Raw genomic sequence first — 15,636 nt, forward strand, 5'->3', positions numbered from 1 at the left:
CCCGATACGGATACGAGACAGCTCATGAGCCTTACTCATCTCAACGCACGCGGCGAAGCCCATATGGTGGATGTTGCGGACAAGCAGGAAACCCGCCGCGAGGCGCGAGCCAGCGCACGCGTCAGCATGCTGCCTGCCACGCTCGCTCTGCTCGCCGAAGGTGGCCTGCCCAAAGGGGATGTGCTGGCGACGGCGCGTATTGCCGGTATCCAAGCGGCCAAGCGCACTCATGAGCTGATTCCGCTCTGTCATGCCTTGATGCTCTCCAAGGTGACGGTCGAGTTCACGCTGGACAGCGCCAACAGCTGCGTGGAAATTCAGGTGCTGTGCCGCCTCAATGGGCGTACCGGTGTCGAGATGGAGGCGCTGACGGCGGCCTCGGTAGCGGCATTGACGCTCTATGACATGTGCAAGGCGGTCGACAAGGGTATCGTGATCGGCGATATCCAGCTCGAGACCAAGACCGGCGGCAAGAGTGGTGACTGGCAGCGCCCGGACGAAGCCGCCGCTGTCGAGCAGACGTCGGCTGAGCCAAGCCGGACTGAACCAAGCCGGACCGAACCAAGCCGTGCTGCGACAGCTGAGCCCATCGAAGCGCCAGCGACAGCGACAGCGGGACAGGCCACTCCGGCGGCACGCGGTGATGCCACCGTGCGGGTCCTCTTCCTGGCGGAACTGCGGGAACGCCTGGACCTCGACAGTCTGGCGCTGAATCTGACGACGCTGTCACAAGCGACGGTCGGGGGCCTGAAGCGCACCCTGGCGCTGCGTGACCCTCAGCTTGAAGCGCTCAATGACACTCGCGTGCTGTGCGCTGTCAATCAGGACATGGTGCGCGATGACCACCCACTGAATGCCGGTGATGAAGTCGCCTTCTTCCCACCGGTGACGGGGGGCTGACATGACCCAGGTCGCAAACGAAGCCTCGCAGGCCTTTTCGGTCAGCATTCAGGCCAGCGATTTTGATCTGCGTGTCGAGCAGGACATTTTGACGCGTGGGCGCGGCGACATCGGAGCCGTGGTGTCCTTCACGGGGCTGGTGCGTGATTTCAATCAGCGACCGGATGTCGTCGCGCTGACGCTGGAACACTATCCCGGCATGACGGAGCGCAGCCTCGAACGCTTGATCACAGAGGCGCGCGAGCGCTTCCCGCTCACCGGGGTGCGCATCATTCACCGTGTCGGGCGGCTCGAGCCCGGCGACAATATCGTGCTGGTGCTGGTCGCCAGTGCGCATCGTCAGGCGGCCTTTGCCGGCTGTGACTTCCTGATGGACCACCTCAAGTCGCGGGCGCCTTTCTGGAAAAAGGAGCACACCGCCACGGGAGATTATTGGGTGCGGGAACGCTCGAGCGATCGCGAGGCACTCGAGCGCTGGCATCCAGAGTCCGTGGTGACGGCAGAGGGTGAAGCGGTATCCCCCTTTGCCGAGCAACACAAGGCTGATGACTCATTGGCCGAGGCCAGCAGCGAAGAGAGACAATCAGCGCTGGCAACACCCAAGTTTTCGGGAGAGTCATGATGGAAACCCTGGTCGATGACTTCGGTCGTCGCATCCGCTATGTTCGCCTGTCAGTGACGGACCGCTGTGACTTTCGCTGCGTCTATTGCATGAGCGAAGAGATGACCTTTCTGCCGCGCGACGAGGTCTTGAGCCTCGAAGAGATCGCGTTGCTGGCGCGCGCCTTTGTGGAATTGGGGGTCGAGAAGATTCGCCTGACCGGCGGGGAGCCGCTGGTACGTCGTGATATCGGCAAGCTGGTCGATGAAATCGGCGCGCTCGAGGGGCTCAAGGACTTCTCGATGACCACCAACGGCGCGGGCCTTGCCAAGCACGCCGCTCAGTTGAAGGCCGCCGGCATGTCACGGCTGAATATAAGCCTTGATTCTCTGGACCCGGAGCGCTTCAAGGCGCTGACGCGTACCGGCGACCTGAACAAGGTGATCGCCGGCATCCGTGCTGCGCGCGAGGAAGGCTTCCGCATCAAGCTCAATGCAGTGGTGCTGAAAGGGCGCAATGATCACGAAGTGGTGTCGCTGGTCGAATTCGCGCGTGAGGAAGGGTTGGACATCAGCTTCATCGAGGAGATGCCGCTGGGCCAGGTCTCGGATCACGGTCGTGACGAGACCTTCTGCTCCAGTGATGATGTCCAGGCGCGTATCGAGACGCGTTATCCGCTGATTCCCACGCTTGAAGACAGTCTGGGGCCGGCGCGCTATTTCCGCATGGCGGACAGCGAATCACGGGTGGGATTCATCTCACCGCACAGTCATAACTTCTGCTCGACCTGCAACCGCGTTCGCGTCACGGTAGAGGGGCGTCTGTTGCTGTGTCTTGGTAATGAGCACTCGCTTGATCTGCGTGACATCATGCGGCGCCACCCGGGTGACATCGAGCCGCTCAAGGCTGCGATCATCGATGCCATGCACCTCAAGCCCGAGCGTCATCACTTCACGACGGATGGTGATGTCCAGATCGTTCGCTTCATGAACATGACGGGAGGCTGAGTCCTTTTTCGTCATCAGTCGTGGCGCTCATGTTGATCGAGCCATCTCGGATAACTCACAGACGCTCACAAAAACCCCGCTATCAAGCGGGGTTTTTGTTGGTCTATCCTATGGAAACACTGCCTTGCTTTTGACAAGGCTTGTTAGTTCATATTTAGCGCTTATACTTTGCTGCATTATCACATCCAATGCGATGACTCGCAGGGATTCCAGCTCAGTGCATATGGTGGAGGTAGCGAAATGACAGCCGATTCTCTCGAAAAGATCGCTCGTAACAAGAATGTTGCTCGTGCAGCAGCGCGTCAGCTGTCCATGGAACAACTGCACAAGCTCTCCGAGGTCATCAATGAGGTGATCGAGCAGAAAGCCGAAGAAGACGAGCAGCGCCGCGAAGAAGAAATCGCCAAGGAGCGCAAGCTTGCCGAGATTCGTGATGCGATGATCGAAGCTGGCCTTTCCGTGGATGATCTGGTCAGTGATCAGCCCAAGCGTCGTGGCCGTCCGCCGAAGAACAAGTCCGTTTGAGACCTTCGGCCTGACGCCATGGAGGTGGCTGAAGCGCTTGAGATCGAGATTGCCAGCCGGCAAGTCGGCAATCTCCCCATCACCAGTCCCTGAGCGCCTCCCAGCAGCAGAAAAGCCCGCCCGGTATTTCCCGGGCGGGCTTTTTCATGCGCTGCTTTGTGCAGGGCAGTGAGCTCAAGGCGGCCATCACTTCAATGATGGCGCGACACTCACTCCTGATTCATGGCCATGATATGCAGGAAGAGCACCGGCTCATGGCGCAGGTGGTTGCGCAGCCAGCGATTGATGCGGCCATCGAGTTGCTGCTTGAGTTCACGTTCATTGCTGGCATCCAGGCCTGCCAGGGTGTCATCCAGCCACTCGGCGAAGCTGTCTTCATCCAGGCTTGAGGTGCCGCTGATATCCAGCATCAAGCGGCCGATGCGAACCCAGCCGGCCTCCTGTAGCGTGACGGGCAACGCCAGCGAGACGCTGCCATGCCGGCCGAGACGCGCGCGGGCACGGCGGTCCATGGAATCCAGCGGACGCACCTTGTCATGCTCGATGATGCGTTCGTGCAGTGTCAGGCGTTTCTCCACCGACAGCCCCTGAGCATCGAGGCGAATCACGTCACCATTGACGGGAATCAGCGGTGCCTCGATGCCCAGGGACTGTGCCACCTGGGTGTGAGCGAGCTGGTGGCGATATTCGCCATGCACCGGCAGCAGACGTACCGGTTTCAGCCAGCCATAGAAGGTGCGCAATTCTTCCTGCGCCGGGTGCCCGGAGGCGTGCAGGTCCGGGAACTGCTTCTCTTCCATGATGCCGACGCCGAGGCGTGTCAGGGCGTTGTGCAGCTTGCCGATGGCCAGCTCATTGCCGGGAATCGCCTTGGAAGAGAAGATCACGGTGTCGCCGGCAGCCAGCTCGAAGTCCGGATGGCGGGAATTGGCCAGGCGTGACAGCGCGGCGCGTGGCTCGCCCTGACTGCCGGTGGCGATCACCATGACCTCTTCCGGGGGCAGGTAGCCCAGGTCCTTCACCGGTACCAGCGGCGGGAAGTCTTCCAGATAGCCGAGACCGCGGGCGACGCGCACCATGCGCTCCATCGAGCGCCCCAGCAGCGTGATGCGGCGACCATTGCGTGCGGCGGCGCGCCCCAGTGCCAGGATGCGGGCCAGGTTGCTGGCAAAGCAGGTCACGACGACGCGTCCGCGGCAGCCGGCCAGCGTCTTCTCCAGCGCACGGGCTACCTCGCCTTCACTGCGCGAATGACCCGCCAGCGGCGCATTGGTGGAGTCGCCGACGACCAGATCGACCGGTGCCAGTGCCTGATAGCGCTCTGGATCAGTGGGCTCGCCGATCAGCGGCTCCGGGTCCAGCTTCCAGTCGCCGGTATGCATCACGCGATATTCCGGCGTGACGATCAGCAACGAGCAGCTTTCCGGAATGGAGTGGGTCAGCGGCAACAGGCGCAGCGCGAAGGGGCCGGATTCAAAACCTTCATCCACCTCGATGATCTGCAGGCTGGAGGTTTCCAGCTCGCGCTCGGCAAACTTGGCGCGCAGCAGGCCAGCCGCCAAGGGCGTGGCGATGATCGGGCAGCGCCATTTCGGCCACAGCCAGGCGACCGCCCCGATGTGGTCTTCGTGGCCATGGGTGATCACCAGCATCTGCGGGCTGATGCCCAGGCTTGCCAGAGACTCGATATCCGGCACCTGCAGCGGACCTTCCGGCAGGTCCTGGCGAATCATCATGCCGCAATCCACGGCAATCCAGTGATCCTGATAACCATACAGCGTCAGATTCATGCCGATCTCGCCGCAGCCACCCAGCGGTAGCAGGTGCAGCGGCGGACGTTGTCTCTGACGGACTTGAACGCGGGGTTTCAACATGGATGTCATGCCATCTATAAAATGTGGCTCAACTATACGGGAATCCCGCGAAGCGCCACAAATGGCGCTGTTGTCCGGTCGAGTCGATTCGAGGGCGGCCCGGCCGTTCGCGTGACGCCTTGAGGTGGGCCGGCGTGATGGCCGCTGATCGCAATGTCGTATTGACCATATGGACAGAATCGGGGCGCAGCACTGTTTCAGGCCGCGTGATCAGCTACAATAGCCCACCTTTGCCGAGGGGCTGCTTACGGGCGGTGTCATGATTCCTCGCGCAGGCCGGCGCTTCGCCGGCTGAACATCATTCCCGCTATCACAATGGTTGAACTTACGATGTCTCACGCCTATCGCCTGGTGGTGTCCTGCCCTGATCAGGTCGGAATTGTTGCCCGAGTTTCCACTTTCATCGCCGAGCAGGGCGGGTGGATCACCGAAGCCAATCAGCATTCTGATCTTGGCGCCGGTCGTTTCTTCATGCGCTATGAGATCAACCCCGAAACCATCGGCCTGAGTGCCGCTGAGCTCGGCAAGCGCTTCGCCCCGATCGGTGAAGAGTTCGGCATGCAGTGGCGCGTGCATGACACCGCTGCCAAGAAGCGTGTCGTGCTGATGGTCTCCAAGGACTCCCATTGCCTGGTGGACCTGCTGCATCGCTGGCAGTCCGGTGATCTGGATTGCGAGATTCCCTGCGTCATTTCCAACCACGATGACATGCGTTCGCTGGTGGAATGGCACGGCATTCCGTTCCATCACGTGCCGGTCGACAAGAATGACAAGGCGCCGGCCTTTGCCGAAGTCGAGCGTCTGGTGGAAGAATCCCAAGCCGATTGCATCGTGCTGGCGCGCTACATGCAGATCATTCCGCCGAGCCTGTGTGAGCGCTATGCCGGTCGCCTGATCAACATCCACCACAGCTTCCTGCCTTCCTTCGTGGGCGCCAAGCCGTATCACCAGGCCTTCGGGCGTGGGGTCAAGCTGATCGGGGCGACTTGCCATTACGTGACCGAAGAGCTGGATGCCGGCCCGATCATCGAGCAGGACATCCACCGCGTCACTCACTGCCATACCGCCGAGGAACTGGTGCGCATCGGCCGTGATGTCGAGCAGAAAGTGCTGGCGCGCGGCCTGCGTTGGCACCTGCAGGATCGCGTGCTGATCCACGGCAACAAGACCATCGTCTTCGCCTGAGCCTCGCTTGCTCAACGCATGAGTCTGTCATCGACCTGAGGTCGTGACGAAGAAGCCGGTACCTGTTTCAGGTGCCGGCTTTGTTGTTTGCGGGAAATGCCTGACGGCCATCTGGTTGCCAGGGAGTGTGTTGAGCAGAGCAGTATCGTCAGGACGCGCATGCCAAGGGAATGACTGGGAGGCCATGCATTGGGGGGGGGGGCTTGACGGAGGGAGAGGTTCAACGAGGAGAGATTCAATAGTCCATCAGGTTAAATGCAATTTGCATCAAACTTTTGTGTCAGTTTTCTCAGTCCTTGTCATTAGATAGATGTGTATTTGACGACATGAGGGTATGAAACCACTGCTCAAAAGGCCGATGTTGGCAATCCGCCATGAACTCCATTTCATGGTGTCAGTCCCATGGGGTTGATTCTGAACCAGTGTTTCATCCGTGATGCCTCATGCTGAAGTATGGGCGCGCGTGGTGGGGCGAAGACTGACCTCACGGGATTTTCTGATGTACATAGCCGTTGTTGGCCGTCCTGCGGCTGCAAGTAGTGAGCACTCAAGTGGTGGGCATTCGCAGATCGAACAGGGAGAGTGGGCAGTCGAGTCACAGGACCTGCTGGCGATGCTTACGGAGCGAGCGCCATATCGCGCCTCGCACGCCGCCGCGGCTGAATTTTCTGCGACTGGCTTTCCTGCGACTGACGTTTCTGCGGGCAGCCAGTGTGATGCCATCCATCTGGCGGTTCAGCCGGCGGGGCATCTGACGCTGCAGGAGGCCGAGCGCCTGTTGTGCGATATCCGAGCCACGGCGCCAGGAGCGCTGATGCCCGTGATCGTGACGGGGGCGAGCTCTCCGGCAGTCGAGGCGCTGGCCAATCAATGGCCGGGCAGCCGTCTGCTTGACCTGTCAGATGTGGTGAAGCGCCTGGAGGCCTCGGCGTCAGCTGAGCAACCCGAGGCTGGGCTGTCGGCGAGCGCCGAGCGTCTGCTGCGCTGGTGGCGCCTCTATCCCGACCATGTCCTGCAGGTCTCTCTGTCACCTGCACTGATGGCCGGTTGTGAATGGCCTCTGTTGAGTGCATGGGGCATGACTGCCAGCGTGCAGCACGATCTGCTTGCGCTGTTCGCTCAGCGTGGCTGGACCCGCGAGGTGACGCTCATGACACGCACGCGTCATTGCCGACAGTGTCGCAGCGTGCACCTCAACTATATCGATGTCTGTCCGCGTTGCCGCCATCTGGATCTCGTGGCGCTCGATGGGCTGCACTGTTTTACCTGCGGTCATGTGGACCGTCTGGATCACTTCACGCATGACGAACGACTCGTCTGCCCGAAATGTCATGTCCGGCTGCGGCATATCGGGGTCGACTATGATCGACCGCTGGAATCGCTGGCCTGCGGGAAATGTGATCTATGGCTGGTAGAGGGCGAGGTGGAAGTCCAGTGCATGGATTGCGGCCAGTTGCAGCAGCCCGGAGAGCTGATCCAGCAACGTGTTGCCTCGCTGGCGCTCAGCGAAGCCGGGCGTCGCGTCGTTGCCTTGCCGCGCAAGGAAGGCATGTCCGAGCAGATGGTGGGACAGCGAGTCTCACGCGCCGAGCTTCATCACATGCTGGACCTGCTGGTGCCGCTCGCCCGTCGTCATGCCCACCGCCATCTGCTGATGGTGATGTCCTCCGGCGCCCTTCCTTCACGCTCGGTGGCGTCTCCGCTGTCGGCTTCATCGCCGGCTGCGTCATTGAGCGCCATGGCCCAGCGTCTGACGAGCCTGCTGCGTGATACTGACCTGGTCTGTGAATACGACGCCGGCCATTGGCTCTTTCTACTGCCCCATACGCCCCGTGAACACTTTGCGGATATCGCACGACGCATCAAGTCACTGACTGATCTGGCAGAGGACGACGCGGGGCTGAATATCGCGCTCGAGATGCATGAGCTACCCAGCGAGCGCTGCACAGGCAAGGCGCCATACTGGCTGGCGCAATTGCTGGACGATCAAGCGTCTGGTCAACCGAGTGGCAAGATGCCATCCGAGGCCGAGGCATGAGAGAGCTGGATATCTTTGTCTCGCAGGTATTGATGGAAATGCACTGGGTCAGTGGCTCGATGCTGCACTCGCCGTGGGTGGCGGTATCCATTCTGCCCTTGTTGATTCTCTTCGAACTGCCGCTGGCCGCCATCGTGATTACTGGCATGGTCGGCCATCTGCGCGATCGCGGCTGGGGCAGCACTCATGATGCCAGGGGCATGCCCGAGCGCTATCCCTCCGTCAGCTGCCTGGTGCTTTGCTATTCCGAAGGCGAGGGGGTGACCGCCAGCGCCGAATCCTTGTTGCATCAGGATTATCCCGGCCACGTCGAGGTGATCATGGTGATCGATGGCGCCACGGCCAATCACGAGACGTTGGCGGCTGCCCGGCGTCAGGCCAGTGCCTTTCGGCAGCATGCCAACCGTACCCTGCGGGTGGTGCCCAAGTGGCAGCGCGGGGGGCGGGTCTCGTCACTCAATACCGGGCTCGGGCTTGCCACCGGTGAGCTGGTGTATGCATTGGATGGTGATACCGGCTTCGCCAGTGACATGGTCACGCGCAGCGTGGTGGTGTTCGAAGACCCCGATGTACTGGCGGCGGCCGGCAACTTGCGCATTCGCAATCGCAAGGTCTCGCTGGCGACACGCCTGCAATCCCTGGAATACCTGCTGTCGATCGAATATGGCCGTACCGGGCTGGCGCGCTGGAATCTGATCAACAACATCTCGGGGGCCTTTGGCATCTTCCGCACCGATATCGTGCGTCAGGTCGGCGGCTGGGACACCCATACCGCGGAAGACCTGGATCTTACCTTGCGTCTCAAGCAGTACCAGCGTCGCCATCCGCATATGCGACTTGCGTTCATCCCCGAAGCCGTCGGCTTCACGGATGGCCCGGAAACCCTGCGCAGCCTGGCGAGTCAGCGCATGCGCTGGGAGGGCGACCTCTATTTCATCTACCTGCGCAAGCATTGGCGTGGCATGCGGCCGCGCTTGATGGGGTGGCCCGGCACGCTGTTCACGATGACCTACGGCTTGGTGCAAAGTGTGGCGCTGCCTTTCCTGATCGGTGGCTATGTCATCTGGTGGTACGCCACCCAGCCACTGGTGCATGCGGTGTCGATCAGCGTGCTGCTCTATCTCATCTATCTGCTGCTGTGCAGCTGGTACGCGCTGGCCGGGCTTTGCTGTGTCAGTCGCGACATTCCGGTCGCGCTCAGGAACATGGTCTGGCTGCCGGTGCTTCCGTTCTACCAGCTGAGCATGCGTCTGTTGGCACTGGTCGCGATTCTCAATGAAATGCTGCGTCGCAGCCACGAAGAAACCAGCATGGCCCCGTGGTGGGTCCTGCGCCGAGGAAAACGCTTCTGATGGATATTCGATTTGACCCGGAAAAGTCTCGTCACCCGGACCAGCAGTCCGGGCTGAAGGTCCCCTACGCCAAGGCCAGGCGGGGCGGAGGGCGCTGGCGCTGGATAGGGCTGATGGCTCTGGTACTGGTGCCGGTGGTGGCCTTCTCCTGGTATGCGCTGCGCGACCGCTTGCTGCTGTCGGCCCCGGCGGTACTGACGCACGAGCCGCTGGTGATCACCAGTCCGCGTGATGCGCGTGTCGTGGATGTGCCTCAGCGTGCCGGCCAGCGCGTCAAGCAGGGCAGCCCCCTGTTCGTGCTCGAGGATGGTGAGCTGGAGGCTGATCGCACCGCGCTCAAGGAGATTCTGGCCACGCTTCCCGACAAGGGGGCACAGCAAGAGAGCGAGTCGCTGGTCGATACCGCTCGCCAGCGGGTCGATAACGCCGAGGCCTCATTGCGCTTCCAGTCCGGGCTGGCTGACAAGTTCGATGACTTCCGTCGCCAGGGTGAGGTCCCCCTGACGGACCTCGCCAGTATTCACGTGGCACGTGCCAGTGCTCAGGATCAACTGTCGGGAGCGCGTGAGAACCTGCTGCTGCAGCTGCGCGAGAATACGCGCTCCGAGCTGGCTGGCCCGGTAGTTCAGCGCCGTCAGGACCTGACTCGCCAGCTGGCGCGTATCGAAGCCAGTATCGCGGCGATGTCCTTGATGGCGGCTCAGGATGGCCTGTTGGCCAAGAGCTATGTACAGCCTGGTCAGCAGGTGAGTGCTGGCGAACCTCTGGGCGTGCTGGTGCCTGCCAATGCGCCGGAACTGCATGCCTATTTCTCGCCGAAATATGTCGGCAAGGTGGCTGTCGGGCGAGTGGCCGAGGCGCATTTCGCGGATGGCCGCAGTGTATTGGCGCGTATCGTGGCGCCGCCGGAGCTGACCCAGAAGCTGCCCTCACAGCTGGCGGGCCCCTTCGATGCCAATCAAGCGATGCTCGAAGTCAGGTTGCGCCCCCTCGAAGCCATCGACGTTCAGCATGATGTGGAAGGTCTGCCGCTGGAGATTCGTCTGCGTTCCCCCTCGGCGCTCTGGGGAGATTGGGGCGATGAAGGTGAAGCGGATACCACTGCGGCAGAGCGCTCTTCGCCCGAGGCGAAGGCGGAGGCATGACCGCGAACGAGCAAGGAGCTAGAACAATCCCAGCTGCTGGGCGTCCTCACGGGCCTTGAGGCGCACGCCGACGCCCAGCAGGCGCACAGGTCGATGGCCGCGTTGCCAGGCTTGCTCCATCAGCAGGGCGAAGCTGTTGGCGCTCGGCAGTGTGGTGGTCGAGGCTGGGAGCAGGCTTTCCAGCGTGGTGCTCTCGAAGTTGCTGAAGCGGATCTTGACGAACTGCTTGGCCAGCACCGGCTGGTCATGGCGGGCGTGACGGCTGGTCAGGCGTTCGAGCAGGGCGGGCAGGCGCTCGAGACAGGCCGGCAGATCAGGCAGGTCGTGATCGAAGGTGTGCTCGACACTGATCGACTTGCGCTCGCGCTCGACACGCACCGGTCGCTCATCGATGCCGTGCGCCAGTTCGTGCAGGCGGGTGCCGAACTTGCCGAAGTGCTCGGCCAGTGTCGTCAACGGCGTGGTGCGCATGTCTTCGCAGGTGGTGATGCCCAGGCGCGTCAGACGCGCCAGCGTCGCGGGGCCGACCCCATGCAGCTTGCCGACGGGCAGCTGGCGGATGAAGGCGTCGCTGGTCTCGGGGGTGATCACCGTCAGGCCATCGGGCTTTTCCCAGTCACTGGCGATCTTGGCCAGAAACTTGTTGGCGGCCACGCCAAGGGAAAGCGTGATGCCGGTGCGCTTGAGCGCCTCTTCCTTCAACCAGCGCGCCATCCAGGTGGCGCTGCCCTGAAAGTCAGTCACGGCGCTGACATCCAGATAGGCCTCATCCAGCGAGAGGGGCTCCACCAGGGGCGTCAGCTCATGGAAGAGTGACTGGATCTCGGCGGAAACGGCGCGGTAGCGCTCGAAATCCGGGGGCACCAGAATCAGCTGAGGGCACAGGCGCAGCGCGCGGGCAGTCGACATCGCCGAGCGTACGCCGAAGGCACGTGCGGGATAGTTGCAGGTGGCGATGACACCGCGTTGCTCGGTGCGGCCACCGATGGCGATGGGCACCTCGCGCCACTCGGGATGGCGGAGCATCTCGACGGCGGCATAGAAGCAATCGCAGTCGGCGTGGAGGATCTTGCGCATGCGCGCATCATGCTAAAAGACTGGATGGCTGTCCAGTGGCGGTACCCATTCATTGCGCCTGAGTCGGCTCCGCAACGACAACGCCCGACAGTGAGGGAGTCCTCTCTGTCGGGCGTTGGCATGTCTGGCATCTCGCTTGGGTGTGAGACTGTCGTTCAGCGGATTACAGCGTCATCGCGGCCACCCAGCCGAACACGATCAACGGGATGTTGTAGTGGATGAAGGTCGGCACCACGCTGTCCCAGATGTGGTCGTGCTGCTGATCGACATTCAGACCGGCCGTCGGGCCGAGGGTCGAGTCAGAGGCCGGTGAGCCGGCGTCTCCCAGCGCGGCGGCGGTGCCGATCAGCGCGACGGTAGCCAGCGGCGAGAAGCCGAATTGCAGCGCCAGCGGCACATAGATGGCGGCAATGATCGGAATGGTCGAGAAGCTGGAGCCGATACCCAGGGTGATGAACAGACCGACCATCAGCATGACCAGCGCGGCCAGCGGCTTGTTGTCACCGATGAAGTGGAAGGAGGCGTCGACCAGGGTCTGGATGTCGCCGGTGGCCTTCATCACGGAAGCGAAACCTGCCGCCGAGATCATGATGAAGCCGATCAGCGCCATCATGCGCATGCCGGAGGTGAAGAGGTCATCCGCTTCGTTCCACTTGAACAGACCACCCAGCGAGAGGATGGCGAAGCCGACCAGGCCGCCGAGAATCATCGAGCCGGAATACAGCTGAATGCCGAGGGCGGCGATGATGGCGACGCCTGCCATGATCAGGCCGCTCTTGGACGGCGTGTGCATGGGCGTGTGGTGCGGTACGTTGCTGGACTTGATCTCGCGGGTCGCGTAGTCACGCGGCTTGCGGTAGGAGACGAACAGCGCCGTCAGCAGGCCGAGGAACATGCCGCCGACCGGAATCGCCATCGCCATCGGCACCATGCCGCGGGTCACGTCGAGGCCGAGCGACTGGCCGGCCTCATTGATATTGGCCAGCAGGATGTCGTTGAGGAATATGGAGCCGAAACCGACCGGCAGCAGCATGTAGGGCGCGGTCAGGCCGAAGGTCAGTGCACAGGCCACGGCACGACGATCCAGGCGCAGGCGGTTCATGGCGACCAGCAGCGGCGGAATCAGGATCGGGATGAAGGCGATGTGAACCGGAATCAGGTTCTGGGAGGAAATCGCGACCAAGGTCACGCTGCCCAGCAGGCCGTACTTGATGGCCGTCTGGCGGCGCGGCGTGCTTTCGCCATTGAGCAGGCCGATCAGGCGTGCGGCGAGCAGGTCCGGCAAACCGGAGCGAGACAGGGCGACGGCGAAGGCACCGAGGGTGGCATAGGCCAGCGCGACCTTGGCGCCGCCACCGACACCGTCATTGAAGGCGCCGAGCGTGTCGGTCAGGGACAGGCCGCTGAACAGACCGCCGACCAGGGCGCCGGCGACCAGCGCGAAGACGACCGAGACGCGAGCCAACGACAGGCCGACCATGACCAGGACGGCCAGAATTACCGCATTCATGCGAGTACCTCTATGTGGGGTTGTGCCAGCTTTGGGAGTGTTGCGGACAGAGCGGGCGAACTGTGGGTGCGTGGCCACCCGATCCCGGGGCAATGCCTCGCATGACGTGTACATTCGTGACGAATGCCTTGCTGTCGCAGTGTTCCTGCGGCTTCCTCCTGAATGCCGTCAAAAACGGCGCATTATCTTACCAGAAGGGCAACGCAAGCTGAATGGCCGATGAACGTGGGCGCTGCCAAATGCCACAAGTTGGCGTGCCATGACGGCTTTTTGTAGAATGCCACGCTGCCCGGCGGCTGCAGTCGCAGGCGTTATTCAACAGGAGTGCGCATGCTGGAGCTGGAAAATGCCCGCGTCATCGGCATGGGAAATGATCGGCGTGTCTATCAGGACCCGAACGACCCCCATCGCTGCATCAAGGTCCCGCGTTACCCTGACAAGGGCAGCCGCCAGAATGAACGCGAGCAACGCTATTTCGAGGGCCTGGTCAGACGTGGCATGCGCGACTGGTCCTATGTGCCTGCCTACCACGGCAGTGTCGCCACCGCCGAGGGGCTCGGGCTGGTCTTCGATCTGATTCTCGACAGTGACGGCTCCACGTCACGCCGACTGCGCGAGGTGCATCTCGAGACCCCCGAGCGCCTGAGCGCCGAGGTGCTGGTGAGCGAGCTGGCCAATCTCTACCGCTATCTCGAGAAACGCTGGTTGATTCCGTCTGATCTCAATGATCGCAATATCGTGGTCCAGTTCAGCGACGACCAGTCGCCCAGGTTGTGGCTGATCGACGGTATCTCGAATCCTGACTTCATTCCGCTGGCGACCAGTGTCGCCTGGCTGGCACGGCGCAAGATCGCGCGTCGTTATCGTCACTTCCTCAAGAAGCTGGTCAAGGGCGGTCAGCTCTCGCCAGAGGATTACCAGGCACTCGAAGCCCGCCTGTGGGGGTGAATGCCTCTGATGGTGACGGCTCTCGTGACTGGTGGCTCTCGAGAGTGACTGCCCCTGATGGCGCTTGTCGCTGATGGCAATCGCCTTTGATGAACATCGCCAGGGGCAGTCGTGTTGTATGTCAGTGCAATCAGTGCATCAGTGTTCCAGGGTCTCGAAGTAGCTGGTCATCGCATGGGTGATCTGGCGCAAGTCCTGCGGTGAGGTGATATAGGCCGGCATGGTATAGAGCCAGCGACCGAAGGGACGTAACCAGACACCCAGTTCACGGGCATGGGCCTGAGCGCCTGCCAGACTGCTGGCATCGTGCACTTCTATCACCGCCGTGGCACCCAATACGCGTATATCGCGAATGGCGGGGTGGGAGAAATTCAGCAGGGTGTCGCGCAACAATTGATTGAGCTCGGCAATCTTGCCCAGATAATTCTCTTCCTCGAATACCGCGAGACTTTCCAGTGCTACCCGACAGGCCAGCGGATTGCCCATGAAGGTCGGGCCGTGCATGAAGGCGCTATTGGCATCCTCGCCATCAAATGCATGGAAGATATGACTCTGGGCCAGGGTGGCGGCATGTCCCAGATATCCCCCCGTCAGTCCCTTGGAGAGCACCATGATGTCGGGAGAGACATTGGCGTGTTCACAGGCAAACATCTTGCCGGTCCGACCGAAACCGGTCGCGACTTCATCGAAGATCAATACGATTCCGAACTCATCACATAACTCGCGCGCCGCCTCGAGATAGTAGGGCGAGTACATGTTGAGGCCACCTGCCGCCTGCAAGAGAGGCTCCATCAACAATGCCGCTATCTCATGCTGGTGTGTTTCCAGACAGGCGCGCAATGCGCTGATATCGTCTGCTACCTCGTCACGACTGGCGCTGAAACCGGCAGTCGGCGCCGGTGCGAAATGATGTCTGGGTAGGAAATCGGCGAACAAGGAATGCATGCCTTCTTCGGGGTCACACACTGCCATGCAACCCGCCGTATCGCCGTGATAGGCCTTCATCAATGACAGCATGCGCGTCCGTCCCCGCGTGTCATCGCGGTCTTTGCGCTGTTGCTGATATTGCACTGCCATCTTCATGGCGACTTCCATGCCCACCGAGCCGCTATCCGAGAAGAAGACATGATTCAGGCCCTCGGGGGTGACGCGCACCAGCGCATCGGCAAGCTCCTTGGCCGGTCGATGGCGAATGCCGCCCAGCATCACATGGCAGAGTTCTGCCGCTTGCTGCTGAATGGCCGCGACGAGACGCGGGTGTCCGTAGCCATGGATCATGCACCACCAGGAACATGTCGCATCCAGCAGTGTCTCACCTTCCGCCAGTGTCATGCGGGCTCCCGTGCCGCCGACCACCTCCAGTGGCGCTTGCATGTCCTGCATCTGGGTATAAGGGTGCCAGAGAGAAAGTGAGTCCGTATCGCGGGTCGGCATCTGGGAAAATGGCATGGAGTGTCTCTGCGAGTGGCGGGAG

At 61.7% G+C, this 15,636-nt stretch carries 13 protein-coding genes; 9 read left to right on the forward strand and 4 right to left on the reverse strand.

The window, feature by feature from the left end; translation table 11 throughout:
* Nucleotides 1-24: 24 nt before the first annotated feature.
* From moaC to ACJJV2_RS05145, 4 genes are all read left to right on the forward strand, one after another.
* Nucleotides 25-900 (forward strand): cyclic pyranopterin monophosphate synthase MoaC, encoded by an 876-nt coding sequence (gene moaC, locus ACJJV2_RS05130; protein ID WP_405278712.1) that lies wholly within the window; start codon nt 25-27, stop codon nt 898-900.
* A 1-nt stretch (nt 901) separates the two neighbouring features.
* Complete coding sequence (locus ACJJV2_RS05135; protein ID WP_405278714.1) at nt 902-1,522, forward strand: molybdenum cofactor biosynthesis protein MoaE; 621 nt, start codon at nt 902-904, stop codon at nt 1,520-1,522.
* Nucleotides 1,519-2,508 carry a GTP 3',8-cyclase MoaA gene (moaA, locus tag ACJJV2_RS05140; protein ID WP_054556294.1) on the forward strand — a complete coding sequence of 330 codons (990 nt, stop codon included), beginning with the start codon at nt 1,519-1,521 and terminating at the stop codon, nt 2,506-2,508. The genes ACJJV2_RS05135 and moaA overlap by 4 nt, the downstream gene beginning before the upstream one ends.
* Before the next feature lie 240 nt (nt 2,509-2,748).
* A complete protein-coding gene (locus ACJJV2_RS05145) occupies nt 2,749-3,033 on the forward strand; it encodes a hypothetical protein (protein WP_043336782.1) in 285 nt (94 codons plus the stop codon).
* A gap of 209 nt (nt 3,034-3,242) precedes the next feature.
* On the opposite strand, the gene ACJJV2_RS05150 is transcribed toward ACJJV2_RS05145, so the two are convergent.
* Nucleotides 3,243-4,823, reverse strand: a complete 1,581-nt coding sequence (locus ACJJV2_RS05150) for a ribonuclease J (RefSeq protein WP_043336797.1) — start codon at nt 4,821-4,823, stop codon at nt 3,243-3,245.
* A 414-nt stretch (nt 4,824-5,237) separates the two neighbouring features.
* Here ACJJV2_RS05150 and purU point away from each other — a divergent pair, with 414 nt between their 5' ends.
* The 4 genes from purU to ACJJV2_RS05170 all read left to right on the forward strand — a co-directional run bounded on the left by purU (nt 5,238) and on the right by ACJJV2_RS05170 (nt 10,627).
* Nucleotides 5,238-6,092: a formyltetrahydrofolate deformylase gene (gene purU, locus ACJJV2_RS05155; protein WP_054556293.1), complete on the forward strand. Its 855-nt coding sequence runs from the start codon at nt 5,238-5,240 to the stop codon at nt 6,090-6,092.
* An 814-nt stretch (nt 6,093-6,906) separates the two neighbouring features.
* The gene (locus ACJJV2_RS05160; RefSeq protein ID WP_405278718.1) at nt 6,907-8,130 is read left to right on the forward strand and encodes a hypothetical protein; all 1,224 of its coding nucleotides are present in this window, start codon (nt 6,907-6,909) and stop codon (nt 8,128-8,130) included.
* On the forward strand, nt 8,127-9,482 hold the full coding sequence (locus tag ACJJV2_RS05165) for a glycosyltransferase family 2 protein (protein ID WP_405278720.1): 1,356 nt from the start codon (nt 8,127-8,129) through the stop codon (nt 9,480-9,482). Before ACJJV2_RS05160 ends, ACJJV2_RS05165 begins: the two co-directional genes overlap by 4 nt.
* Nucleotides 9,482-10,627, forward strand: a complete 1,146-nt coding sequence (locus ACJJV2_RS05170) for an HlyD family secretion protein (RefSeq protein WP_405278722.1) — start codon at nt 9,482-9,484, stop codon at nt 10,625-10,627. The genes ACJJV2_RS05165 and ACJJV2_RS05170 overlap by 1 nt, the downstream gene beginning before the upstream one ends.
* An 18-nt stretch (nt 10,628-10,645) precedes the next feature.
* On the opposite strand, the gene dinB is transcribed toward ACJJV2_RS05170, so the two are convergent.
* Both dinB and ACJJV2_RS05180 read right to left on the reverse strand, forming a co-directional pair.
* On the reverse strand, nt 10,646-11,704 hold the full coding sequence (dinB, locus tag ACJJV2_RS05175; RefSeq protein WP_054556292.1) for a DNA polymerase IV: 1,059 nt from the start codon (nt 11,702-11,704) through the stop codon (nt 10,646-10,648).
* Between the two features lie 163 nt (nt 11,705-11,867).
* The gene (locus ACJJV2_RS05180) at nt 11,868-13,214 is read right to left on the reverse strand and encodes a Na+/H+ antiporter family protein (RefSeq protein WP_405278725.1); all 1,347 of its coding nucleotides are present in this window, start codon (nt 13,212-13,214) and stop codon (nt 11,868-11,870) included.
* Nucleotides 13,215-13,544: 330 nt separating this feature from the next.
* Between ACJJV2_RS05180 and ACJJV2_RS05185 the strand changes: the two genes are divergently transcribed.
* Nucleotides 13,545-14,162: a YrbL family protein gene (locus tag ACJJV2_RS05185; RefSeq protein ID WP_405278727.1), complete on the forward strand. Its 618-nt coding sequence runs from the start codon at nt 13,545-13,547 to the stop codon at nt 14,160-14,162.
* Nucleotides 14,163-14,300: 138 nt separating this feature from the next.
* On the opposite strand, the gene bioA is transcribed toward ACJJV2_RS05185, so the two are convergent.
* Entirely contained in the window at nt 14,301-15,611 is a 1,311-nt protein-coding gene (gene bioA / locus ACJJV2_RS05190; RefSeq protein ID WP_405278729.1) for an adenosylmethionine--8-amino-7-oxononanoate transaminase, read from the reverse strand.
* Nucleotides 15,612-15,636 lie beyond the last annotated feature (25 nt).

It is taken from the genome of Cobetia sp. Ld8, assembly GCF_045066615.1.
GTDB classification, from domain to species: domain Bacteria; phylum Pseudomonadota; class Gammaproteobacteria; order Pseudomonadales; family Halomonadaceae; genus Cobetia; species Cobetia amphilecti.

What these genes read in the sequence shown, in the direction of transcription:
- moaC (WP_405278712.1), top strand. Translation starts at nt 25, where the DNA reads ATGAGCCTTACTCATCTCAACGCACGCGGCGAAGCCCATATGGTGGAT.
- ACJJV2_RS05135 (WP_405278714.1), top strand. Translation starts at nt 902, where the DNA reads ATGACCCAGGTCGCAAACGAAGCCTCGCAGGCCTTTTCGGTCAGCATT.
- moaA (WP_054556294.1), top strand. Translation starts at nt 1,519, where the DNA reads ATGATGGAAACCCTGGTCGATGACTTCGGTCGTCGCATCCGCTATGTT.
- ACJJV2_RS05145 (WP_043336782.1), top strand. Translation starts at nt 2,749, where the DNA reads ATGACAGCCGATTCTCTCGAAAAGATCGCTCGTAACAAGAATGTTGCT.
- ACJJV2_RS05150 (WP_043336797.1), bottom strand. Translation starts at nt 4,823, where the DNA reads ATGAATCTGACGCTGTATGGTTATCAGGATCACTGGATTGCCGTGGAT.
- purU (WP_054556293.1), top strand. Translation starts at nt 5,238, where the DNA reads ATGTCTCACGCCTATCGCCTGGTGGTGTCCTGCCCTGATCAGGTCGGA.
- ACJJV2_RS05160 (WP_405278718.1), top strand. Translation starts at nt 6,907, where the DNA reads ATGCCCGTGATCGTGACGGGGGCGAGCTCTCCGGCAGTCGAGGCGCTG.
- ACJJV2_RS05165 (WP_405278720.1), top strand. Translation starts at nt 8,127, where the DNA reads ATGAGAGAGCTGGATATCTTTGTCTCGCAGGTATTGATGGAAATGCAC.
- ACJJV2_RS05170 (WP_405278722.1), top strand. Translation starts at nt 9,482, where the DNA reads ATGGATATTCGATTTGACCCGGAAAAGTCTCGTCACCCGGACCAGCAG.
- dinB (WP_054556292.1), bottom strand. Translation starts at nt 11,704, where the DNA reads ATGCGCAAGATCCTCCACGCCGACTGCGATTGCTTCTATGCCGCCGTC.
- ACJJV2_RS05180 (WP_405278725.1), bottom strand. Translation starts at nt 13,214, where the DNA reads ATGAATGCGGTAATTCTGGCCGTCCTGGTCATGGTCGGCCTGTCGTTG.
- ACJJV2_RS05185 (WP_405278727.1), top strand. Translation starts at nt 13,545, where the DNA reads ATGCTGGAGCTGGAAAATGCCCGCGTCATCGGCATGGGAAATGATCGG.
- bioA (WP_405278729.1), bottom strand. Translation starts at nt 15,611, where the DNA reads ATGCCATTTTCCCAGATGCCGACCCGCGATACGGACTCACTTTCTCTC.